This window comes from Sphingomonas sp. JUb134 (genome assembly GCF_004341505.2).
Lineage (GTDB): Bacteria > Pseudomonadota > Alphaproteobacteria > Sphingomonadales > Sphingomonadaceae > Sphingomonas.
In genome coordinates this window covers 1,725,949-1,747,855 of the sequence record NZ_SLYP02000001.1, presented here as the reverse complement: position 1 = coordinate 1,747,855, position 21,907 = coordinate 1,725,949, and the positions used below count along the sequence as shown (strand labels likewise).

Annotated in this window: 18 protein-coding genes; 9 read left to right on the top strand and 9 right to left on the bottom strand. The window is 70.2% G+C overall.

The features are described from left to right. Positions 1-65 precede the first annotated feature (65 nt). Positions 66-2,252, bottom strand: a complete 2,187-nt coding sequence (locus EDF69_RS08345) for a ComEC/Rec2 family competence protein (RefSeq protein ID WP_132882785.1) — start codon at positions 2,250-2,252, stop codon at positions 66-68. 40 nt (positions 2,253-2,292) lie between these two features. Between EDF69_RS08345 and gltX the strand changes: the two genes are divergently transcribed. Genes gltX through EDF69_RS08330 form a run of 3 tightly spaced genes read left to right on the top strand, consistent with a single transcriptional unit; the run spans position 2,293 to position 5,243 of the window. Continuing rightward, positions 2,293-3,738 carry a glutamate--tRNA ligase gene (gene gltX / locus EDF69_RS08340; protein ID WP_132882784.1) on the top strand — a complete coding sequence of 482 codons (1,446 nt, stop codon included), beginning with the start codon at positions 2,293-2,295 and terminating at the stop codon, positions 3,736-3,738. 18 nt (positions 3,739-3,756) lie between these two features. Continuing rightward, complete coding sequence (locus EDF69_RS08335) at positions 3,757-5,040, top strand: citrate synthase (protein WP_132882783.1); 1,284 nt, start codon at positions 3,757-3,759, stop codon at positions 5,038-5,040. Beyond that, entirely contained in the window at positions 5,040-5,243 is a 204-nt protein-coding gene (locus tag EDF69_RS08330) for a hypothetical protein (protein ID WP_125960531.1), read from the top strand. Before EDF69_RS08335 ends, EDF69_RS08330 begins: the two co-directional genes overlap by 1 nt. A gap of 97 nt (positions 5,244-5,340) precedes the next feature. On the opposite strand, the gene EDF69_RS08325 is transcribed toward EDF69_RS08330, so the two are convergent. The 3 genes from EDF69_RS08325 to EDF69_RS08315 form a co-directional block, all read right to left on the bottom strand. After that, complete coding sequence (locus EDF69_RS08325) at positions 5,341-7,116, bottom strand: SLC13 family permease (RefSeq protein ID WP_132882782.1); 1,776 nt, start codon at positions 7,114-7,116, stop codon at positions 5,341-5,343. 67 nt (positions 7,117-7,183) lie between these two features. Beyond that, positions 7,184-11,353 (bottom strand): translocation/assembly module TamB domain-containing protein, encoded by a 4,170-nt coding sequence (locus tag EDF69_RS08320; RefSeq protein WP_204991339.1) that lies wholly within the window; start codon positions 11,351-11,353, stop codon positions 7,184-7,186. Beyond that, positions 11,350-13,320: an autotransporter assembly complex protein TamA gene (locus EDF69_RS08315; protein ID WP_132882781.1), complete on the bottom strand. Its 1,971-nt coding sequence runs from the start codon at positions 13,318-13,320 to the stop codon at positions 11,350-11,352. The genes EDF69_RS08320 and EDF69_RS08315 overlap by 4 nt, the downstream gene beginning before the upstream one ends. A 141-nt stretch (positions 13,321-13,461) precedes the next feature. Here EDF69_RS08315 and EDF69_RS08310 point away from each other — a divergent pair, with 141 nt between their 5' ends. Beyond that, complete coding sequence (locus tag EDF69_RS08310) at positions 13,462-13,638, top strand: hypothetical protein (protein ID WP_165889996.1); 177 nt, start codon at positions 13,462-13,464, stop codon at positions 13,636-13,638. Positions 13,639-13,641: 3 nt separating this feature from the next. On the opposite strand, the gene EDF69_RS08305 is transcribed toward EDF69_RS08310, so the two are convergent. Then, positions 13,642-14,259 (bottom strand): S24 family peptidase, encoded by a 618-nt coding sequence (locus EDF69_RS08305; RefSeq protein ID WP_132882780.1) that lies wholly within the window; start codon positions 14,257-14,259, stop codon positions 13,642-13,644. Between the two features lie 90 nt (positions 14,260-14,349). Here EDF69_RS08305 and EDF69_RS08300 point away from each other — a divergent pair, with 90 nt between their 5' ends. Both EDF69_RS08300 and EDF69_RS08295 read left to right on the top strand, forming a co-directional pair. Then, positions 14,350-14,532, top strand: coding sequence for a hypothetical protein (locus EDF69_RS08300; protein WP_125960534.1), 183 nt, complete (start codon positions 14,350-14,352; stop codon positions 14,530-14,532). Further along, a complete protein-coding gene (locus tag EDF69_RS08295) occupies positions 14,529-14,843 on the top strand; it encodes a hypothetical protein (protein ID WP_204991338.1) in 315 nt (104 codons plus the stop codon). The genes EDF69_RS08300 and EDF69_RS08295 overlap by 4 nt, the downstream gene beginning before the upstream one ends. 3 nt (positions 14,844-14,846) lie before the next feature. Here the strand turns inward: EDF69_RS08295 and EDF69_RS08290 are convergent, their stop codons facing one another. Further along, complete coding sequence (locus EDF69_RS08290; RefSeq protein WP_165889995.1) at positions 14,847-15,674, bottom strand: hypothetical protein; 828 nt, start codon at positions 15,672-15,674, stop codon at positions 14,847-14,849. After that, positions 15,644-16,882 (bottom strand): TIGR04063 family PEP-CTERM/XrtA system glycosyltransferase, encoded by a 1,239-nt coding sequence (locus tag EDF69_RS08285; protein ID WP_132882778.1) that lies wholly within the window; start codon positions 16,880-16,882, stop codon positions 15,644-15,646. Before EDF69_RS08285 ends, EDF69_RS08290 begins: the two co-directional genes overlap by 31 nt. An 87-nt stretch (positions 16,883-16,969) precedes the next feature. Between EDF69_RS08285 and EDF69_RS08280 the strand changes: the two genes are divergently transcribed. From EDF69_RS08280 to EDF69_RS08270, 3 genes are read left to right on the top strand one after another with little or no spacing between them, the layout of a single operon-like run. Then, a complete protein-coding gene (locus tag EDF69_RS08280; protein WP_165889994.1) occupies positions 16,970-17,116 on the top strand; it encodes a hypothetical protein in 147 nt (48 codons plus the stop codon). Next, positions 17,109-18,485, top strand: coding sequence for a putative O-glycosylation ligase, exosortase A system-associated (locus EDF69_RS08275; protein WP_132882777.1), 1,377 nt, complete (start codon positions 17,109-17,111; stop codon positions 18,483-18,485). Before EDF69_RS08280 ends, EDF69_RS08275 begins: the two co-directional genes overlap by 8 nt. Positions 18,486-18,492: 7 nt before the next feature. Further along, the gene (locus EDF69_RS08270) at positions 18,493-20,241 is read left to right on the top strand and encodes a hypothetical protein (protein ID WP_132882776.1); all 1,749 of its coding nucleotides are present in this window, start codon (positions 18,493-18,495) and stop codon (positions 20,239-20,241) included. Positions 20,242-20,244: 3 nt separating this feature from the next. On the opposite strand, the gene EDF69_RS08265 is transcribed toward EDF69_RS08270, so the two are convergent. Both EDF69_RS08265 and EDF69_RS08260 read right to left on the bottom strand, forming a co-directional pair. After that, positions 20,245-21,189, bottom strand: a complete 945-nt coding sequence (locus EDF69_RS08265; RefSeq protein ID WP_132882775.1) for a right-handed parallel beta-helix repeat-containing protein — start codon at positions 21,187-21,189, stop codon at positions 20,245-20,247. Between the two features lie 87 nt (positions 21,190-21,276). After that, on the bottom strand, positions 21,277-21,873 hold the full coding sequence (locus tag EDF69_RS08260; protein ID WP_132882774.1) for a type 1 glutamine amidotransferase domain-containing protein: 597 nt from the start codon (positions 21,871-21,873) through the stop codon (positions 21,277-21,279). Between the last annotated feature and the right edge of the window lie 34 nt (positions 21,874-21,907).

Genomic DNA, 21,907 nt, shown 5'->3' with positions numbered 1-21,907 from the left:
AGGCTAGCAACCCCGGCCTTTGTCAGAATGACGAGGCGGAGGTGGATAGCTGGCGCGGTGCGGCGTCAGGGAGACGGGTGGTCCCGGCCGCTCCTTCTGCGCCGCGGCCAGCGATCCGCCACGGGCGCCGTCGTCGGCGGGGTGATCCACGGGTGCTGATCCCCGGGCGCTCGAACGCGGCGCGCCTCGGGCGGATCGAAGCGGATGGCGACGCCGCCCGTTTGGGCGAGCACCGGTCTGTCGAGCCGCAGCCAACGCGGGGTGCAACCACGCGGGAGGCGGCGTTCGCTGACGACGATGTCGGCGTCGCGGCATGCGGCGATCAGGTCGCGCACCGGAAGCAGGTAGCCGCTGCGGGTGGCGACGACGCGCCAGACGCGATCGCGGGCAGCAACATCGACGACGCAGACGTCGGCGGTGCAGCGGGCGTTAGGCTGCTCGGCGAGCGGGGGCAGCTCGCCCTCGACACCGCCCCCTTCCCCTAGGGTGTCCCGCACATAGTCGCCTGCCCGGTCGCGGAGGATCGCCATGCCCCCCTCGGGCCTGCGGATGGCGAGGTGCCGTCCGTCGCTGGTGACGAGCAGGTCCGGCGCGGGCGTCGCGAGCGCCCACAGTGCCCCGGCCGCGAACGGCGCCAGCCCCAGCAGCCGCGTGCGGGTACGCCACAGCGCCAGCCATAACCCGCCTGCCACCATCAGCCCGAACGCCCCGCCCGGCATAGACGGCAGTGCCGCGACGGAGCCCGGGGCGGCTGCGACCGTCTGCGCGATCCACAGCAGCAGCGACAGGGCGCGCTCTACCACCCACCAGGCCGGCGCCCCGAGGCCGAGGAGATCGAGCAGCAATGCCAGCGCCTCCGCCGGCATGACGACAAAGGTGGTGAGCGGAATCGCGACGATGTTGGCGAGCGCCCCGTAAAGCCCGGCCTTGTGGAAGTGGAACAGTCCGATCGGCATCAGCACCGCCTCCACGGCAATGCCGGTCAGCAGCAGCGAGCCGAGCCCGCGCAGAAGCCGGCGCGGCAGACCTTCGTCGCGCGCCTGGAACCAGCCGCGAACCCGCGGGTGTTCGTGGAGCGCGACGATCGCGGTGACGGCGGCGAAGCTCAGCTGGAAGCTGGGACCGGCGAGCGACTCTGGAAGCAGCAACAGCACCAGAAAGGCCCCGGTCGCGACCAGCCGCAAGGTGATCGCCTCGCGCCCCATCGCGAGCGCCGCCAGCACCAGCAGCGCGGCGACGCAGGAGCGGATGGTCGGCACTTCGGCCCCCGACAGCCAGGTATAGCCGATCGCCGCCAGCGCCGCGCCCGAGGCCGCCACCAGCGGCAGGCGCACCCGCAAGGCGAGCGCCGGCACCAGCGCGAGCACGCGGAGCAACAGCAACATGGTCGCGCCGACCACGGCCGTCACGTGCAGGCCGCTGATCGACAGCAGGTGGGCGAGGCCCGCGCGGCGCATCGCCTCGTCCGCGTCCTCGCCGATGGCGCCCCGGTCTCCGGTCACCAGCGCGGCCGCGACTCCGCCCTCGCTGCCGGGCACCTGCTGCTGGATGTGGGCGGTCAGGCGGTTGCGCAGCCCGGCGCCGGGGGTGACCGCCGGCGTCACCACCTCCATCGGCGCGAAGCCGCGGCCCGTCGCGCCGACGCGGTCGAACCACGCCACGCGGGTGAAGTCATAGGCGCCGGGTACGGCAGGCGGCGGCGGGGGCACGAGTCGGGCACGCAGCCGCAACACGGCGCCGGAGCCTGCGCCGGCCGGCAGCGCATCCTGCGGCACGTTGACCCGCACGATCGGCGGCAGCGTGGGCATGTCGACCGGCGCGAGCCGCAGCCGCACCAGCTCGCGCGCAGGCAGGGGCTCCACCCGCTCTACCCGCGCGGTGAAGGCGAAGACGCCGGGCCGCGCCAGCACCGGCGCCGCAACGCGCTCGGCACGCCACCACACCAGCGCGCAGCCGAGCGCGGCGAGCAGCCCGGCACCCGCGACGATCCGCCCGAGCCGCCCGGCCGGCGGAAAGACGATGCCCGCGGCCCCGACTCCAAGCGCGCCGAGCAGGAACGCCATCCACGAGGAAACGTTGGGCAGCACGAACCAGGCGGCGATGCCCGTGCCGAGTGCCACGGGGATCCACAGCGGCAACTGGTCCCGCTCGGCTTCAAGCCACCGCTCGACCACATGCAAAAAATACACCCGCCGGTTGATTTGAAGCCTCGGAGGGGCCGTGCTAGGGGCGGGCGCGGCTGATGTGGCCATGATTGTTCGAGCTTGGGAGCAGGCGCAGTTGCGCGCAAGTATGGATACCGGAACCTCGCCTGAAGGCGCAGTCGTCACGCGCTTCGCCCCCTCCCCCACGGGGTTCCTGCATATCGGCGGCGCGCGCACCGCGTTGTTCAACTGGCTCTATGCCCGCCACCATGGCGGCAGGTTCCTGCTCCGGATCGAGGATACCGACCGCGCCCGCTCGACCGAGCCGGCGATCGAGGCGATCCTGGACGGCATGCGCTGGCTGGGCCTCGACTGGGACGGCGACGCCGTGTTCCAGTTCTCGCGCGCCGACCGCCATGCCGAAGTCGCGCACCAGCTGCTCGCCGCCGGCCATGCCTACAAATGCTACGCCACCGCCGAGGAACTGACGGCGCTGCGCGAGCAGCAGCGGGCCGAGGGCAAGCCGATCCGCTACGACGGCCGCTGGCGCGACTGCGATCCCGCCACCGCACCGGAAGGCGCGCCCTATGTGGTGCGGCTGAAGGCGCCGAAGGACGGCGCGGTCACGATCCCGGACCGGGTGCAGGGCGACGTCACCGTCGCCAATGCCGAGCTCGACGACTTCGTGCTGCTGCGCTCCGACGGCACCCCCACCTACATGCTGGCGGTGGTGGTCGACGACCATGACATGGGCGTGACCCATGTGATCCGCGGCGACGACCATCTCAACAACGCGTTCCGGCAGCTGGCGCTGATCCGCGCGATGGACGCCGTCGAGGGTGGCTGGCCGGACCCGGTCTATGCGCACGTCCCGCTGATCCACGGGGCGGACGGCGCCAAGCTTTCCAAGCGCCACGGCGCGCTGGGTGTCGACGCCTATCGCGATGAACTCGGCATCCTGCCCGAAGCGCTCAACAACTATCTGCTGCGCTTGGGCTGGGGCCATGGCGACGAGGAGATCATCAGCCGCGATCGCGCGGTGGAGGTGTTCGATCTCGCCGGCGTCGGCCGCTCGCCCGCGCGCTTCGATCTCAAGAAGCTCGCGCACGTCAACGGCCACTATATTCGCGAGGCGGACGACGCTCGACTCGCCGATCTCGTCGCGGCGCGCCTGCCGCAGGCTCCGGACGCAGCGGGGCTCGATCTGCTGCGCCGCGCCATGCCGGCGCTGAAGCCGCGCGCGGCCGATCTCAACGAACTCGCAGACAACACCGCCTTCCTGTTCGCCACTCGCCCGCTGCCGATCGAGGAGTCGGCGGCGCCCCTGTTGGCCGGCGATGCGCCCGCGCTGCTTTCGCAGCTGCACACGGCGCTTGACGCGGTCGAGCGGTGGGATACGGAGACGACAGAACATGCGGTACGCAGCGTGGCGGACGCAGCCGGAGTGAAGCTGGGTGCAGTCGCACAGCCGCTTCGCGCCGCACTGACCGGTCGCCGCACCTCGCCGGGCATCTTCGACGTTCTCGAACTGCTCGGCCGCGAGGAAAGCCTCGGCCGCATCGCCGACCAGATGGCCGTTCCGGCCAACCACTGAACGAAAGGACGACACCCGATGAGCGAGACCGCCAAGTTGCAGGTAGCGGGCAAGGACGGTGACTATCCGGTGCTCTCGGGCACGGTCGGACCGGACGTCATCGACATCCGCAAGCTCTATGCGCAGACCGGCGCCTTCACCTACGATCCCGGCTTCACCTCGACCGCGAGCTGCGAGTCGGGCCTGACCTATATCGACGGCGATCAGGGCGTGCTGCTGCACCGCGGCTACCCGATTGACCAGCTCGCCGAAAAGTCGAGCTTCATGGAAGTCAGCTACCTGCTGCTGAACGGCGAGCTGCCGAACCAGGGCGAGCTGGACAAGTTCACCAACACCATCACGCGCCACACCATGGTGCATGAGCAGCTGGCGAACTTCTATCGTGGCTTCCGTCGCGATGCCCACCCGATGGCGATCCTGTGCGGCGTCGTCGGCGCGCTTTCCGCCTTCTACCACGACTCGACCGACATCACGGATCCGGTGCAGCGGCAGATCGCCAGCCACCGCCTGATCGCCAAGATGCCGACGATCGCGGCGATGGCGTACAAGTACTCGGTGGGCCAGCCGTTCCTCTATCCGGACAACAAGCTGTCCTACACGGGCAACTTCCTGCGCATGACCTTCGGCGTGCCGGCCGAGGAGTATGAGGTCGATCCGGTCATCGAATCGGCGATGGACAAGATCTTCATCCTCCACGCCGATCACGAGCAGAACGCTTCGACCTCGACCGTGCGTCTCGCCGGTTCGTCGGGCGCCAACCCGTTCGCGTGCATCGCGGCCGGTATCGCCTGCCTGTGGGGCCCGGCACATGGCGGCGCCAACGAGGCGGCGCTCAACATGCTGCGCGAGATCGGCACCCCGGATCGCATCCCCGAGTACATCGCGCGTGCAAAGAACAAGGACGATCCGTTCCGCCTGATGGGCTTCGGCCATCGCGTCTACAAGAACTTCGACCCGCGCGCGAAGGTGCTGTCGAAGGCCGCGACCGAGGTGCTGGACAAGCTCGGCATCAACGATCCGGTGCTGGATACCGCCCGCGAGCTCGAGCAGATCGCGCTCAAGGACCAGTATTTCATCGACAAGAAGCTCTACCCGAACGTGGACTTCTATTCGGGCGTGATCCTGTCGGCGATCGGCTTCCCGACCGAGATGTTCACCGTGCTCTTCGCGCTCGCCCGCACCGTCGGCTGGGTCGCGCAGTGGAACGAGATGATCTCGGATCCCGCGCAGAAGATCGGTCGTCCGCGTCAGCTCTACACGGGCCCGACGCAGCGCGACTATGTCGAGATCGGCCAGCGCTGATGCGCGTGTCCCGACGATTGCTGATGATCGCCGGCGCGGTCGCGGCGATCGTCGGGCTGTTCTGGATCGGCCAGGGGGTGGGCATCATCCGCTGGCCGGCCTCCAGCTTCATGATCGACCAATATGACTGGGTGCTCACCGGCACCGTCACCGCCGTCGCAGGGCTGGTCGCGATCCTGATCGCACGACGGATGCGCGGCTAACGACTCCGCCGCCAGGCAGCCTCTCTTCCGGGGTCCTGCCGTTCCCAGGAGCGCCCGGCCCATAGCGCCGCGACCCGATGCACCCTCCCGGGCCGGATCAGTGCACCGGCCATACCCACAGGATCAAGGGCGTCCCCAACAGCAGGACGAGCACCGACAGCGGTGCCCCCAGCCGCGCATAGTCGCCGAAGCGGTAGCCGCCGGGGCCCATCACCAGCGTGTTGCACTGGTGCCCGATCGGGGTGAGGAAGTCGCAGCCCGCACCCACGGCCGTCGCCATCAGGAACGCCTCGGGCCGGTACCCCAGATCGCCTGCGAACGTGGCGGCGATCGGCGCCATCACCAGCACGGTGGCCGCGTTGTTGAGGAACGGCGTCACCGCCATCGCGGCGACCAAGATCAGGCCCACCGCACCCCAGACAGGGAGCGACGCCGCCGTCTGCGCGAGCCAGACGCCGATGATGTCGCTCATGCCCGTCGTGCGCAGCGTATCGCTAACCGGGATCAGCGCGCCCAGCATCACCAGGATCGGCCATTCGATATGGCTATATGCGTCCCGCACCGGCAGCGATCCGGTGAGGATCACGACGGCCGCAGCCGCGAAGAAGGCGACCGCCACCGGGACGAGCCCGCTGGCCGTCGCGGCCATCGCGACCGCCAGCACCGCCAGCGGCAGAAGCCCCTTGCGCGCGTTGCCCAGCCGCAGCGAGCGTTCGGCGAGCGGCAGGCAGCCCAGCATGCGAAGTCGCTCCGGCAGCAGCCCGAGCGGCCCCTGCAGCACCACCACGTCGCCGGGGCAGAGCACGGTGTTCGCGAGGCGGCGCGTCAGCCGCTCGCCCCGGCGCGAGATCGCAATCAGGTTCACCCCATAGCGGGCCTGGAGCAGCATGCGTCCGGCGGTCTGGCCGACGAGCACCGAGTCGGCGCCGAGCACGGCTTCGATCACGCCGACCTCGTCGTGCTCGCTGCCCTGCGGCTGGGCGCGGTCGTGCCCCTCCAGCTCCAGCCCGTCGCCGGCGATGACCTGTTCGAGCGTGTCGGGTGCGCCGCCCAGGATCAGCACGTCGCCGGCGCGGAGCTCGAGCTCGCGCCAGGGTGTCGTGCGGATCCCGGCGCGCAGCACCTGCGTGACGGTGACGTCATGGCCGTGGCGGGCGACAAAGGCGGCGATGGTCTCCCCCACCGCCTCCGATCGCTCGGCGACGCGCGCCTCGGTCACATAGTCCTGGATGTCCAGCGCCTCGCCCATCGTCGGCGCGGCGCGACGGTCGCCCGGCAGCAGGCGGTAGCCGAAGCGGAGAAAGACTAGTCCCATGAGCGTCAGGCCAAGGCCCACCGGCAGATAGTCGAACATGCGGAACGGCGTGCCCGTCATGTCCTCGCGCACGCGGCTGACGATGATGTTCGGCGAGGTGCCGACAAGGGTCATGAGGCCGCCCAGCAGCGACGCGAACGACATCGGCATCAGCAGCGCCGAAGGCGAGCTCTTGGAGCGCTTCGCCATCTGAAAGGCGGCGGGCATCAACATAGCGAGCGCACCGATGTTCTTCACCAGCGCGGAAGCGAATCCCACCGAGGCGCACAGCACCATGAGTTGCGAGGGCAGCCGGGTCACATATTTCTGCACCACCCGGAGCATCCGTTCGATCACCCCGGAGCGCTGGACGGCGCCGCTGATGACCAGCGCGGAGGCGACGATCACGACGATGTCATCGGAGAAGCCGCTGAAGGCGTCCTCCGGCTTCACCAGGCCCAAGCCGATCGCCGCGAGCAGGGCGATGACCGCCGTCACATCGTAGCGGAACTTCCCCCAGATGAAGAGCAGCATCATGCCCGTCAGCACGCAGACGGACAGGATTTGCGGCGTTGTCATGCGAACGCGGGTCCCCCAGCACCAGTTTTCCGCTGTGCTCAACGCCCGACCGCGCCGGAGGTGCCGATCAATAATCCCGCGAAACGCGAAGGTTAGCGCTCTGGCGACCGATGGTGGAAATGGAGGAGAGCAGCGAGAGCCAGCGCGTGACGCGGAACTCCACGTTGGTCGCCGAATAGCCCTGCCCGTCGGTGACGATCTCCGCATAGAAGCGCCGCGTCAGATACTTGCCCGCAGCGACCGACGTGCCCTGCCCGGTCTGCGGGTCGGCCGGCAGGATGCGCAGGCGGTCAAGCCCGGTCGCGCGGCGCACGGCATTGATCGGGTTGAGCCCGGTGTCCCCATCCTGCAGCGCCGCCACCGCGGCTGCGAGCTGCAGCGCCTCCGGCGCCGAGAGGTTGGTGATGGAGGTGCCGAACAGCAGCCGCGAAAGCAGCTCGTCCTGCGGCAGCGCCGGCGTGCTGGTGAAGTCGATCTCCGGCTTGAGCGCCGTGCCGGTCACACGGATGTTGGCGTTCAATCCCTCCGCGTCCGCATCAGCGGAGATGTCGAGCGCGGGGTTCGCGGGCACGGACCCATCAAAGCGAATGTTGCCGCGCTCCAGCTCGAACTCGCGGCCCGCGAACTCGACATCGCCCTGCACGAGGTCGGCACGACCGCGGATCGACGGGTTGGTGGGCTCGCCGCGGATGGTAAGATCGGCAGACCATTCGCTGCTGAGGCCGAGGCCGGATACCATCAGCCCCTTGCTGGCGCGCGCCTGCAGGTTCAACCGCCACGGGCGGCGGGGAACCTCGTCCTGCTCGTCGCCGCCGGGCAGGTTGATCTCGCGAATGGCGATGCGCGGCAGGGGTGCGCTCGCCGACGCCTTGCCGAGCTGATAGCGGCCCTCGTTCAGGCGCACTTCGCCGCCGATGGTGCCGCCCGATCCGTCCGACCGGATGGTGATCGGGCCGGTGACGGTGGCGGCCAGCGTGTCCGTGTTGATCAGCCGGGCGCGCTGCGCCTCCAGCGCCAGGTCGATGCCGAAGCCGCGCACGGCCGCGAGATCGAACGTGCCGGTGCCGCTCACCTGCCCCGAGCGACCGTCGCTGGCGGAGAAGCGGTCGATCACCAGCCGCGATCCGCCGAAGCGGCCTTGCGCGTTCACCTGGGTCAGGACCGTGCCCGTGGCGCCGCTCTCGATCCGGGCGTTGGTGGCCCGGAGCGATCCGCGGATCTGCGGATCGGCCAGCCGGCCGCTGACATCGGCGCCGATCGCGAGGGGCCCGGAAAGGTCGAACAGCTCGATCCCCGTAGCCCGCCACAGCGTATCGGCGGGGCCGTCGTAGCGGAGCTGCGCGGCGAGCGGTGCATTGGCGATGCGGCTGGCCAGCGTGCCGCCGCTCCCCAGCGGTGCGAGCCGGGCCTGGGCACGGCCGATGATCTTGCCGCCGCTGGCCAACAGCGCACGCGCGCCGATCTTGTTGGAGTCGAGCACGGCGGCCAGGCCGATGTCGATCGGTCGCGAGGCAAGCACCAAGCTGGCGCGCGACAGGCCGCGCACCGTCATGTTGACCCGGCCGCTCGGCACGCCGTCACGTAGGGCATAATCGAGCTTGCCCGAGGCGTTGCCGCTGAGGCCCAGCCCGGGATAGCCGATGTCCAGCACCGTCAGCGGCATGCGGGTGAGTTGCAACGCGACTTCCGTGTCGCCGCCGCCGAAGCGGCCGGACGCCTGCGCCTCCCCGCCGGCGAAGGTGAAGCGGGTCGGCGCGATCCGCCAGCCGCCGTCCGCCTCGCGCCGGATCACCGCCGGCGTCTCGAGCCGAAGCGTGCGGCCGTCGAGGCTACCCTGGGCCTGCACGCGATATTCGTCGGCGGTCACCTGGGTGACCGACTGGATCGCAAAGGCGCGCCCCTGAGAACCGGCAATGGAAGCCCGCACCTCGCCCTCGCCGCCCCGCAGCTTGGCGTTGGCGGCAAGCCGCGCGATGGAGAGCGCGCCACGACGCAGCCCTTGCGCCGTCAGGGTGGCATCGATCGTGGTCCTATCCGGATCGAGCAGCAGGCTTGCCTCCAGCCGGCCGGTGCGCACCCGTCCCTGCCCGCCCAACTGCGCGTTGCGAGCATCGGCGGCGATGTCGATGCGCTGGATGCCGCCCTGGGGCACGAAGCGGATTTCGCCCGAGAGGCCGCCGCCCCCGAATGCCAGTCGTCCGTCGAACCCGCCCTCGACGATCGCGATCGCGCCGCTCGCGCGGGTGCCGCTCACGTCCAGGCGATCGACGGCGATGCTCGCGTCCTGGCCGCGCGGGAGCAGGATGCGCCCGGCGCCCGTGAACGGGCCGAGACGAGAGCCGCCCCCAGCGGTGAAGGCGAAGCCCTCCGCCGTCGGATCGAGGTGCGCAGTCACGTCGCGGAGCCCGAGCGTGTCGTTCGGCCGCTGGAAGCGCAGGTCGAGCGTCGGCTTCTCGATACGCCCGTCGAGCACGAGCGATACCGGGCCATAGGTCCGCTGGCGGCCCTGGCCCACGAAGCGGAAGGTGCCGTCACGCCGCCGCAAGCCGTTGCCGCTGAGCGTCAGCCCCGGCGAGGTCAGGACGAGGTTGCGGAAGTAGAGCACGCCATCGGCGCCCCGCTCAAGCCCGGTGGTGATTCGGGGCAGGCCTTCGGTGAGCGAGCGGAAGAATCCATTGTCCAGCCGCACCATCTGCGCGGCACCCCGCCCGACGATCCGCGTCCCCCGCCCGTTCGGGCCCGGCACCACCGTCAGCCGCGACTGGACGTCGACGATGCCGAGCCCTGGGATCAGGTACCGCCGGAGCCCGCCGGTGAGCCCGACTTCATAGCGCCCGTTCCGCAGATCGAGCACCAGCATGATCGTGCCGTTGAGCTTGTCCGAGCGCAGCCGAAGGTTCGTGCCCGTCAGCGTGCGCGCGGTCACCTTCAGCGCGCCGTCGACCGACAGGTTGCGAAGGATGCCGCCCGCGACGTCTCCCACGCCGGTCACGCGCTGGGCCGTCACCCGGATCGGCACCGTCACGGGCGCCGGCGAAAGCCGGCCCTTGCCGCTGGCACGAGCACCCTCGAAGCCGGTGTCGTCGAACGCGAGGCGATCGGCCGTGAGCCGATAGTCGAACGCGGCGGTCGCGAACTCCCCCTCCAGGATCGCGCGCAGTTCGATGTTGCGGCCCGACATGTTCGGGAACAGCGCCGTCGGCTGAAGCAGCCGCGCGTGGAGGCGCAGGTCGCGATAGCCGCGGCGTGCGAGGTCGAGGCCACCCTCCGCCTCCAGCGCGAGCGCACGGGAGCGAAGGCCCAGCCGTCCCTCCAGCCGGCGATTGGCCAGCGTCGCAGCGCCGTTGACGAGGACGCGTGGTGCGGACAGCCGCTGGAGCTTGCCGTGGAGCAGCGATGCCGGCGCGAGCGTGCCGCCGAGCGTATAGGCGCCCGCACGATTGCCGAGGGTGAGATCGATGACGCGCGTGTCGCCGGCGATCCCGAGCGCGCTGCCTTGCCAGCGGGTCCAGGTGCCGTCGCCGTCGATGCGCAGGGTCAGCGGGCACCGGATGCCCGAGAGCCGGGCCAGGACGCCGTCGGCGCGGCCGATCGCGCGGGTGGCGACCTCGAAGCGATCGCGGTCGGGCTCTGCATCCAGATGGACGCGCAACAGATCGCTGCCGTCGATGCGCGCGGCGAGATCGACCAGCGCGCGGCCGGAGCGGATGTCGGCCCGGCCCTGTAGCCGGCCGACGCGCGCCACGCCCGTGACTGCGGGCTCCACCTCCAGCCGATCGATGCGGAGGGCGCCGATGCGGATGTCGAACCCGGGAAGGATGGGCCCCTTGCGACCCGTCGGGCGCGGCTGCGGCAATTTCGCGAGGATGCCGCGCGGAATCACCAGGCGGGTGATGTCGAGCCGGTTCGAAAACCAGGCAAACGGGCTCCAGTCGAGGTTGGCGACCGGCGCGCGGAAGACCAGCCCCTTGGGATCGTAGACGCGCACGTCGATCAGCCGCGCCCGGCCGTAGATCGAGCCCTCGATGCGGCCGATGCGGTAGCGCATGCCGTCCTTGGGCTGGAGCGCAGCCACCCGATTTGCGATCAGACGGTGGCCGGGCCCCGTGTCGAGCAGCAGCAGGAGCGCCGCGATCGCGCCCAGCACCAGCAGCAGCGCGCCCGCGATCCGCCGCGCCCAACGCCCGCGCCGACGCACGGCGACCACCGGCGCTTCGGGCGTGTCCTCGTCGCTCAAAATGCCTGCCCCAGCGAGACGTAGACGGCGACGCGCGCGTCGCCCTTTTGCGGGTTGAGCGGCGTTCCCACGTCGATGCGGATCGGCCCGAAGCTGGAATAATAGCGGACACCCAGGCCCGCGCCGTAGCGGAAGCCGGAAAAGTCGGGCAGCGTCGAGGTGTAGATGTTGCCGCCGTCGAGGAACGGCACCACGCCGAAGTTGCCGAAGGCGCGCACGCGTGCCTCCAGCGAAAATTCCGCGAGGCTGCGCCCGCCGATCGGGTCGTTGTTCGGGTCGCGCGGGCCGATGTCTTGATAGCCATAGCCGCGCACCGACGCGCCGCCACCCGCGTAGAAGCGGCGGGACGGCGCCACCGCATCGCGCGGCGCACCAAGGATCGAGCCCAGCCGCACACGCCCTGCCACCACCACCCCATCGCGAACGGGCTGGTAGGCGCTGGCGTCGATCTGCGCGCGGGTATAGCCGAACGCCTTGCCCGACAGCGACAGTTCCGGGCTCACCCGCGCTCCCAACCGGAAGCCGCGGGTCGGATTGAGCAGGTCATCCGACCCGTCGTAGTTGAGCGACGTGGGCGCAGCCGCGATGAAATAGGTCTGCCGCCGCGGCTCGCCGGTGGAGACGATCACGTCGCGTTCGTCGGTGGCGACCAACTCGGCACCGAGCGACCACGTCCAGGTCTTCTGGAAGAAGATGTTGGTCTGCCGCTCCAGCGCGCCCGAGACGGAAAAGGTATCTGCCTCATAGGCGTCGCGCTCCACGTGCGAGGCGGAGATCTGACCCGTGAGGACCCGGTCGCGTGCACGGAAGTTGTTGCGGCGGAAGGTGAGCGCACCCAGCTGCTCGCGGGTGCCGAGCACGCCCCGTACCGTCAGCGCCCCCTCTGGCGGGAACAGGTTGCGATGCGTCCAGCTCGCTTCTGCGCGCGCCCCCTCCCCCGTGCCATAGCCCAGCTCGCCGGCGATCGTTCGCGGCGGCGCCGGCTCGAGCAAGACGTTGAGGTCGACGGAGCCGGGCGAAAGCCCCTCCACCTCCCGCACGCGGACCGAAGACACCAAGCCCGTCTGGATGATCGCGCGGCGCAGGTCGTCCACCTCCGCCGCGTCGTACGGATCGCCGGGAGCAAAGCGGGCGATCTCCTGCACATGCTCGCCGTCGAACACGCGCGCGTCGGGCGTGCTGATGCGGCCGAAGCGCCGTTCCCCGCCGGGAGTGACCGGCATCTCCAGCGTGGCGGTGCGCGTCGCATGATCCACGACCACCACCGGCGGTCGCACCCGCGCGAAGGGGAACCCCTCCCGCCCGACGGCGGTGCGCAACCGCTTCTCGCCCGCCTCGATCGCGTCGCCGTTGACCGGGTCCTGCGGCTTCACACCCAGCGCGGTCGCGAGCGCCGGGGCCTTGGCACCTGCTTCCTCGGCGCCCGGCAGCGTCACCTGCTGGAAGCGATACAGCGGCCCGGGCTCGACCTGCAGCGTGACGAGCAGCTTGCCCTCCTCCGCTGACGTCGTCGTCGTCACGCGCGCGTCGAAATAGCCTTCGTTGCGCAGCAGGTCGTTGAGCAGCGCTGCATCCTCGCGCGCGCGCCGATCGATCTGGGCCACGTTGGCGGCATGCGCCTCGTTCGCCCGCAACGTCGACAGTTCGTCGAAGCGCTCGCGGAACAAGTCGCCGCCGATCCCCTCGATGCCGAGGACGCGATAGCCGTAGCGGCGCTCCACCGTCGCCAGGTCGGCCGTCTGGTCCATCGACGCGGTCGCCTCTGCGGGGTCCGGCGACAGATCGGGCCAGTCGACGCCGATGTCGGGCATCGGCGACAGCGGCGAGGCTGGATCGAGGGTCGAGCCCAGGTCGTCCGAAGGGGCCGGCGTGGCGGGCGCCTGCTGCGCACGCGCGCCTGCAGACGCGAGTGCGGTGACGCACCCGGCGGCAGCGAGCAGGACGAGCCGGCGGGAGGGCCACGACATAGTGGCTTCCCTAGACCGACTCCACGGCGCCCGCCAATCGTTTAGGCACGACGGCGCGCGATGCGCCGCACGCACGGGGCGGTCCGTTGGGGTGGTGTCGCATGGCTGGCGCGCGCGGCATCGACATGGCAGAGGCATGGCATGGACCCGCGCCCCTCCCGCAACACCGCTGCCGGCGGCTTCGCCATCGCGACCGGCGTGCTCGGCGGCACCATCCTCGGCGCTGTCGGCTTCCACCAGCCGACGATCGGCTTTCTGGTCGGCGCGGCGGCGGGCGTCGCGATCGCGCTGGCGGTGTGGCTGATCGACCGCCGCTGACGGTCAGCGCAGGCGCCGGGCCAGCCAGACGACGCGGCCCACGATCTCCAGCCGGTCGCCCGGGCGCACCGGGATCGGCGGGTACGCAGGATTGTCGCTGACGAGAGCAGTGCCGTCCGTGGTTTTGCGCAGGCGCTTCACCAGCAGGACCCCTTCGTGGCGGACGACCTGGACGCCCTCCCCGCCATCGCGCGAGCCGGTGTCGACCAGGATCGAGTCGCCGTCCTCCAGCGTCGGCGCCATCGAGTCGCCGCGCACGGCGATCATCGACAGTGCCTCCGGCCGCGCGCCGAGCCGGCGGACGAACTCACCATCCAGGCGCAAGGGTGCGGCGGATTCCAGTTCCACCAGAGCGCCGGGTCCCGCGGAGGCCGCAAGGTCCAGGCGCGGGATCGCGACCGTGTGCGGCACCGCCGGACCTCCCAGCCGCGCTTCCGGAACGCCGAAGTAGCGGGCCAGCTTCTCGCGGTCCTCCTCGCGCAACATGCGCGGGCTGCCGCGCTCCAGATACTGCTGAAGATAAGCGGCGTTGCGTCCGAGCAGTCGCGACAGCGCGGCCAGGCTCTCGCCCCGCTCTGCCGCCAGCGCGGCGAGCACCGTGCGTTGCTGCTCGGGTTCCACGCCTCTTGGTAGCCGTAGGAATCTTCCTAGACAAGTTGGATTTGCGAGAACAGAACCGGAACAGAAAGATGCGAATCAGGAGATTGTCAGGTGACAATTCTGCAGAAGATCGACCGGTTCCTGCACGCGAGCGGCATGCCGCCGACGCTGTTCGGGCGGAACGCGGTGCACGACCCGCGACTGGTCGGCGACCTGCGCAACGGACGCGAACCGCGGCCCGACACGGTGGCGCGGATCGAGACCTATATCGCCGAGCAGGAGGGCCGCGCATGAGCCGCGGGCCGGACGTGACGACCTTGCTGGAACGCCGGCTGCTGCTGGCCGGTCAGGCAGGCGGCCACGGGATCACGATCGACGGCATCGAAAGCACGCCCTGGGCGAGCGCCACCTTCAACGGCGCGCGCCACCGGGTCCGGCTGGCCGGGAGGGCGACAGCGGAACTAGAGGCCTGGCTTCAGGCCCTACCCGAGGCAGAGCTGCCGCTGCGCGGGCACCTAGTCGCCGACCTTGCCCTGCTGTCGAGCGAAACCGATGGCGACCGGCTTTGCGCCGAAATCGAAGTCCTGACGGTGGAGGAACGCTGAACTTCAGGCGCTGATGGCCCAGCGCCTGAGCGAAGCGAGCGTCGCCTGCAGCGTCTCGTCTCCCGCACTGCCGCGCGCGAGCTGGGGGGCGCCCTCGCCCCGCTCCCGCCGCGCAAGCCCCCGCTCGAGCCGGACAAGCAATGCGCGCGTCGAGCTTTCCTCGACCGGCGGCTCCGGTTCGGGCTCGGGCGGTGCGGCGAAACCGGCGCGGATCTGACGGGTCAGCAGCACCGCATCGGCACCTTCCCCGGACGCCGCATCGATGTGGAACAGCGGCCGGGGCGGCTCGACCGGCACCGGAATGGCGTCCGGGTCGAAGGCAGCGAGTGGGAGGTCCAGGTCTTCCGGCAGCGCCTGCTCGATCGGCTCGGCCGGGACCGCCGCGGCCGTGCTCGCCGCCGTCACCTCCAGAAAGGGCGTGCCGAGGTCGCGCATCGCGAGCACGGGCGCACGCGCCGGGGCGTCCGGATGCGCATCGCCGCGACGCAGGACCGGGATGGCCGCGATCTCCCGCGGCGCGGCTCGTCTTGGATGGCGGATCGTCGGCAGCGTCATCACCAGGGGCAGCTTGCCGAATACGATCCGGCCCAGCCCCCACATCAGTCCCGCAGCGATGCCGCCGAGGAACAGCATCAGCGCGAGCCGCGCCGTCATCCCGAGCGGCGGCGCGGCTGCGGCGAGGACGTCCGGCAGCCCGCTAGCCCCGACCTGCCGCTCCAGGAGCGCGGTGGGCAGCAGCAGCACGATCAGCGCGACGACGCCCCCGCCGAGAACGGCGGCAGCGGTGGCGGCGGGCAGGCTCAAGCGTCGGGGAGCGACTGTGGCGTCCATGGTGCGTCCGTTGCGAAGCCTCTGATAAGCGCGTGGTATATGGGTTCGTAGCGCGAAACATTTGACGACCAGTTACGCTCGCGCTCGACGAAAGCGCGGGCGCGGGTGCGCATCGCGTCCCACTCTCCCCGGTCTTCGAACAGCGCGGCGACCCGTTCGGCAAGCGCGTGCGGATCGTCGGCCGGGAACAGCGTGCCGGTATCGCCGTCCCGGATCAACTCGCGGTGCCCGCCGACATCGGAAGCCGCCACCAGCCGGCGCTGTGCCATCGCCTCCAGCGGCTTGAGCGGCGTGACAAGGTCGGTCAGCCGCATGTGCTTGCGCGGATAGACCAGCACGTCGACCAGGCCATAGTAGCGCTCCACCGCCTCGTGTGGGACCCGCCCGACAAAGCGGATCGCGTCCGACGCCGGCGACGCCGCGGCCTGGGCGCGCAGCGCGGCCTCCATCGGGCCACCGCCCACCAACAGCAGCTTCAACCGCGGGCGCCTGGCTACCAGCGCCGGCATCGCCGCGATCAGATCGTCCAGCCCTTCATAGTCGTAGAAGCTGCCGATGAAGCCGGTCGTCTCTCCCTCCAGCCCCAGTTCGCGGGCGAGCGCCGCGTCCGGCGGCGGCGGGTCGCCGAACAGCGTCATGTCCACGCCGTTGGGGGACACGAAGATGCGAGCGGGATCGATGCCGCGCGCGACGAGGTCGCGCTGCAGTTCCTCGCAGATCACGGCGACCGCGTTCGCGCGGCGCACGAGCCAGGTTTCGAGGCGGCGGATCGCCCGGTAGCGGAACGAGCCTTCACGCCCGGTACCGTTGCCGACAGCGGCGTCTTCCCAGAAGGCGCGGATCTCATAGACGAGCGGCAGCTTGCGGCGGCGGGCCACGAGCAGCGCCGCCAGCCCGTCGAGCACCGGCGAATGGGCGTGCAGCACGTCCGGCTTGAACCGGTCGACCGCCTGCTCGACGCGCCGGGCGAGGGCCGCCACCTCGCGCAGTTCGCCCAGGGGCGCGCGGGCGGGTTCCGGCGGATCGGTGCGGAAGAAGTGCAGCCCGTCGACGTCCTCCTCCCGGGCGGCGTGGCCGCCCTGCCGTGCCCCCGTCACGCCCGCTACGGTCCAGCCGCGCGCGATCTGCGCCTTCAGGATCGCGCGCGTGCGAAAGGTATAGCCGCTGTGCAGCGGCAGACTATGATCAAGGACGTGCAGGATCCGCATGGCTGGTGTCCTGCCTCTAAAGCATTTAACGCTGCGTCAACCGTGCTTGTGCAGTTGCTGGGCGGCGAGAGGTAAGAAAGCGGGACGATGATCGACAATTTCTCGCTTGGTCTCTCGCACGGGTTGATGCTGCTGGCCGCCTGGCTGCTGCTGCGGCGGCCGGACCTGGACCGGGAGACGCCCCCCGCATCCGAGCCCGCCAAGCCGCGGCGCAGGAACCGCTTCGGTGCGTGATCTTGCCTTTGTCGGCTTCCTGGCAGCGCTGTTCGCCTTCGGCTTTCGCCGGCCGTTCCTGTTCGTGCTGGCCTATGCCTATATCGACATCGTTTCGCCGCAGCGGCTGACCTACCTGCTGCTGAACTCGGTGCCGATCTCCGCGATCGCCGCCGCCTTTGCGGTGGGCGGATGGCTGCTCGCCGACGACAAGCGGGGCCTGCGGATCGCTCCTCGGCAGGTGCTGCTGATGATGCTGATCGGCTGGTGCTGGTACACGACGGCGCACGCCGACTTCCCGATGGAGGCGCGGTACAAGTGGGATTGGGTATGGAAGGCGATGGCGTTCGCCATCTTCCTGCCGCTGACCCTGCGCACGCGCCTGAGGATCGAGGCGTTGCTGCTGTTCATGCTCCTGTCGGCAGCCTCGATCATCGTGGTGGGCGCCATCAAGACGCTGGTGACCGGCGGCGGCTATGGCGAGCTGAACCTCATGGTCTCCAACAATTCGGGCCTCTACGAGAGCAGCACCATCTCCACCGTCGCGATCGCGATCATTCCGATCATCCTGTGGTTCACCCGGCATGGGACGATCTTTCCGCCCGACTGGCGGGTGCGGACCTATTGCTATGCGCTGAGCTTCGCCTGCCTGCTGATCCCGGTCGGCACCTCGGCACGAACGGGCCTGCTGTGCGTCGGGTTGCTCGCGGTGCTGATGCTGCGCGAGGTGAAGCGGCGGGTGCTCTACCTTTCGGCACTGGGAGCGGCAGCGCTGATCGCGGTGCCGCTGCTTCCCTCCACCTTCACGGAGCGCATGGAGACCATCCGCAGCTATCAGGCCGACACGTCCGCCTCGACCCGGCTGGCCGTTTGGCAGTGGACGCTCGACTATGTGCGGGATCACCCGATGGGCGGCGGGTTCGACGCCTATCGCCAGAACCGCATCCGCTACGACACGGTCGCCACCGTCGGCGACCGCAACAACGCGACGGTAGAGCGCGCGCTCGAGGTCGACCAGGCGCGCGCCTACCACAGCGCCTATTTCGAGATGCTCGGCGAGCAGGGCTATTTCGGCCTGGCCCTGTGGCTGGCGATCCACCTCGGCGGATTGTTCCGGATGGAACTGCTGCGCCGCCGCTATTCCCAGGCGCCGCCGGAGCTTGCCTGGGCCTCGCCGCTCGCGACGGCGCTGCAGCACGCGCACCTCATCTACCTGCTGGGCGCGGCGTTCGTGGCGATCGCGTTCAATCCCTTCGTCTTCATGCTGCTGGGCGCGCAGATGGGGCTCGACGGCTATCTCGCGCGCAAGCGTGCGGAGAGCCAGTGGCGCCCGATCCGGCAGGCGCGACCGAGGCCCGGCGCGGCGCCACTCCAGCCGGCGGAGGGATAGGGGAGCGATGGGGGGACTGTTTCTCGCACGCACGGACAGCGGCCCCTCCTGCGAGGAGGCGTTCGCGGCGGCGCAGGCGCAAGGGGCGCGGGCCGGGCTGGCCAGCCCCACCCGCCACAGCTTTCCCGGCTGGTCGCTGCTGCATTTCGAGCCGCCGAGCGGCGGTGCGGGAGGCTTGCTGGTCGCGGCCGACGACTTGGTAGCGGTCGCCGGAACGCTGGTGTTCGACGGCCGCCTCGGGACGCCGGCACTTGCCGCGTTGCTGCGCGAGACGGAGCTGCCGGCGCTGGACTGGTCGCGGATCGGCGGCGAGTTCGTGGCGGTCGTACGCAAGAACGGCCGCGCGTTCCTGTTCGGCGACTATTTCGGGGCGTTCCAGCTGTTCCACGACCTGGAACAGCGCATCTTCTCGACCTCGCTGCTCGCCGCCCTGCAGGCGCTGCCGAGCGTCCGCTTCGATGCGCAGGGGGTGTACGAACACGCGTTCAACGTGGTGCCGATCGGCGACGACACGGTGTTCGCCGAACTAAAGACGCTGGGGCCGAAATGGGTGCTGGAGCTCACCCGCGACGGCGTGACCCGCCACGCGACCGCGAAGCCGCTGCCCGACGCGCCAAGCCGGAGCGCCCTTCCCGATCGCGTCGCCGAGCATGCGGCGCGCCTGCGCGCGACGGTGGCGCCCTATGTCGCTGCGTACGGCGACCGCATTCACTGCCCGCTTTCCGGCGGGATCGATTCGCGGCTGCTGTTCGCGGGGCTGCGTGCGGCCGGCAGCACGCCATCCGTCTATGTCTATGGGCCGGAGGGTAGCGCGGACGTTCGGATCGCGCAGGCAATCGGCCGGGCAGAGGGCTTCGCAGTCGACTGGATCGACAAGTCCGCCGCGCCGATGACGCCCGAGGCATTCCCGGCGCAGGTGGAGGCGAACTTCCATCAGTTCGACGGGCTGCCGACCTATGGCAACATCTTCGACAACGGCGGCCATGCCGCAGCCCAGCTTCGCCGGCACGCGAACGGCAGCCTTGCGGCCTCGGGCGGATGTGGGGAGGTCTATCGCGACTTCTTCCTGCTGCCCGACCGGCGGCTGACCGCGAGGACCATCGCCCGCAGTTTCTTTGCGCGCTTCACACCAGGAGACGCGACGCCGGGCTTCGACGGACGCGCGTTCCTGGACCGGATCGCGGCCAAGATCGCGAATGCGCTCGGCCTGCCGGACGCCCGGACCAGCATGTCGCGCACCCATGCCGAGCAGGCCTATCCGCGCGTGCGCTGCCGGGCGCTGTTCGGCCGCGAGATCAGCCTGGAGGCGCAGCACGGCGCCTATCTGATGCCATTCCTGGACCATCAGCTGGTCGCGGCCGCGCTGACGCTGCCGATGACCGCGAAGCACGCCGGGGCGTTCGAGGCGCGGCTGCTGGCGGCGATCGACCCGGTGCTCGCCGGCTATCCTTCCGCCTACGGCCACGACTTCGCCGGGCCGCCGAGCCTGCGCCACCGGTTCGACGAATGGTCCTCGCGCATCCGGCCGGCTTGGGTGCGCCAGCACAGCTATGCGGTCCAGCGCCGGCTGCGGCCGATGGGCGACGAGCACGGCGGGCTGCTGTCGCCCGACTATATGCACCGGGTGATCGACCCCGAGTTCCCGGCGATGCGGCGCTACTTCGACATGGAGCGGATCACCGATTCCGGCCTGTGGCGGCGGATCGCGTGCCTGGAGTATCTTGCCGGCTGGCTGGGGTCGCGCCTGGCGACGTGATCGCTAGCGATCGGCATAGGGCGCGATCCGCTCGGCAAGCTGGTTGTTGCGCAACGTCACGCGGTCACCGGACCAGTTGCCCACGAAGGTGGTCTTCCAGCGGAAGGCGGGGGTCAGCCAGGCGCGGTTGTTCTCGACCACCAGCCCGGTCGAGGAGTTCTCCGCCCCTTCGGGCGCGACGGTGATCATGGTCGAGTAATTGTCCTTGTTCGGGCCCATTTCGAAGCTGTTGCCCGCGATGCGCCCGGTCGCGCCGTTGGACAGGTCGATCATGTAGTTCGTCCCCTGCCCCGCGCTGTCATCGAAGCTGTTGTCGACGATCGTCACGCGCGGTGCCCGGCTCTTGAGATAATGCCCGCCCGTGCCGCGTTCGAAGCGCGAGCGCGTGACCGTCAGCGCGCCATATCCGCCCACATAGATGCCGTGCGCACCATTGCCGGTCGGGTCCTTGCCAAGACCAGCGAAGGTCGAGCGATCCACGGTGATCGTGGCGGTCGGGTCGCTTGCCGACAGGATGCCGGATTGGTTGTCGATGAACCGGGTGTTCGCGACGGCGAGATCGCCCTTCTCGATGCGGATGCCGGCGCCATTGCCGTCTGCCACCTGGAGATGGGTGAAGACCAGCCCGTCGACCCGTGCGCCGGCGCCGCGCAGCACCAGCGCCGCCTTGTCCTCGCACGTGATCCGCTCGAACACGCTCCTGCCGAGTTCGGCGGCAACATAGGTGATCCGCCCCTGCTCCTGCACCGCGCATTGGCGATAAGTGCCAGGCGCGATCCGGATGATGCCCGTGCCGGCGCCGATCGCGCCCACCGCATCCTGGAGGCGCCCGTAGCTGCGGCCAGTCTCCGCAACCGTGAACGGGCCGCCGGACTGGGCCGCGAGCGGGCCGCTGGCGGCCCCGACCAACAGGGGCAGGACAACGGTGATGACGGCGGACAGGCGCATGAGCGATCCTCAAGCTGGAGCGGCCCCGCGCCGCCAGCACCGTCATAGCAGAAACGGGCGCCCGGGCGAGCCGGCCGCCCGCAACGCTCAATCGTCGCCGGAGCCTGCCTCCGCGTCCACGTCGTCGTCCTCGTCTTCGGCGAGGTCGTTCTCCAGCGCCTCGATCAGGGCGCGGTTGAACGCGGGAATGTCGTCGGGCTTGCGGCTGGTGATGAGGTTTTCGTCCACGACCACCTGTTCATCCACCACGTCGGCCCCGGCGTTTTCCAGGTCGGTGCGGACCGAAGGCCAGCTGGTGACGCGGCGGCCGTCGACCACGTCGGCCTCCACCAGCAGCCAGGGCGCGTGGCAGATCGCGGCCACGATCTTGCCCTCGTCCATGAACTCGCCGACGATTTCGACGGCGCGGTCCTGCATCCGCATCTTGTCCGGGTTGGCGACGCCGCCCGGCAGGAGCAGCGCGTCGTAGTCGTCGACGTCCACGTCCTCCAGCTTGAGGTCGGGCGTGATCGTCTTTCCCTTCTCGGTGTCGTGCACCACTCCCTGGATGGCATCGGTCTTGATCGAGGCCAGGGTGACGGTCGCACCCGCGTCGAGCAGTGCCTGCCGCGGCTCGAACAGCTCGGATTCCTCGAATCCGTCGGCCGCCAGGATCAGCACGCGCGCATCGCCAAGGTCTGCCATTGGAATTCTCCTATCCTGTTGGGGAACGCCAAGG

Excerpts from the sequence above, each read along its gene's own strand:
- EDF69_RS08345 (WP_132882785.1), bottom strand. The coding sequence starts at position 2,252 with ATGGCCACATCAGCCGCGCCCGCCCCTAGCACGGCCCCTCCGAGGCTT.
- gltX (WP_132882784.1), top strand. The coding sequence starts at position 2,293 with ATGGATACCGGAACCTCGCCTGAAGGCGCAGTCGTCACGCGCTTCGCC.
- EDF69_RS08335 (WP_132882783.1), top strand. The coding sequence starts at position 3,757 with ATGAGCGAGACCGCCAAGTTGCAGGTAGCGGGCAAGGACGGTGACTAT.
- EDF69_RS08330 (WP_125960531.1), top strand. The coding sequence starts at position 5,040 with ATGCGCGTGTCCCGACGATTGCTGATGATCGCCGGCGCGGTCGCGGCG.
- EDF69_RS08325 (WP_132882782.1), bottom strand. The coding sequence starts at position 7,116 with ATGACAACGCCGCAAATCCTGTCCGTCTGCGTGCTGACGGGCATGATG.
- EDF69_RS08315 (WP_132882781.1), bottom strand. The coding sequence starts at position 13,320 with ATGTCGTGGCCCTCCCGCCGGCTCGTCCTGCTCGCTGCCGCCGGGTGC.
- EDF69_RS08310 (WP_165889996.1), top strand. The coding sequence starts at position 13,462 with ATGGACCCGCGCCCCTCCCGCAACACCGCTGCCGGCGGCTTCGCCATC.
- EDF69_RS08295 (WP_204991338.1), top strand. The coding sequence starts at position 14,529 with ATGAGCCGCGGGCCGGACGTGACGACCTTGCTGGAACGCCGGCTGCTG.
- EDF69_RS08290 (WP_165889995.1), bottom strand. The coding sequence starts at position 15,674 with ATGGACGCCACAGTCGCTCCCCGACGCTTGAGCCTGCCCGCCGCCACC.
- EDF69_RS08285 (WP_132882778.1), bottom strand. The coding sequence starts at position 16,882 with ATGCGGATCCTGCACGTCCTTGATCATAGTCTGCCGCTGCACAGCGGC.
- EDF69_RS08280 (WP_165889994.1), top strand. The coding sequence starts at position 16,970 with ATGATCGACAATTTCTCGCTTGGTCTCTCGCACGGGTTGATGCTGCTG.
- EDF69_RS08270 (WP_132882776.1), top strand. The coding sequence starts at position 18,493 with ATGGGGGGACTGTTTCTCGCACGCACGGACAGCGGCCCCTCCTGCGAG.
- EDF69_RS08265 (WP_132882775.1), bottom strand. The coding sequence starts at position 21,189 with ATGCGCCTGTCCGCCGTCATCACCGTTGTCCTGCCCCTGTTGGTCGGG.
- EDF69_RS08260 (WP_132882774.1), bottom strand. The coding sequence starts at position 21,873 with ATGGCAGACCTTGGCGATGCGCGCGTGCTGATCCTGGCGGCCGACGGA.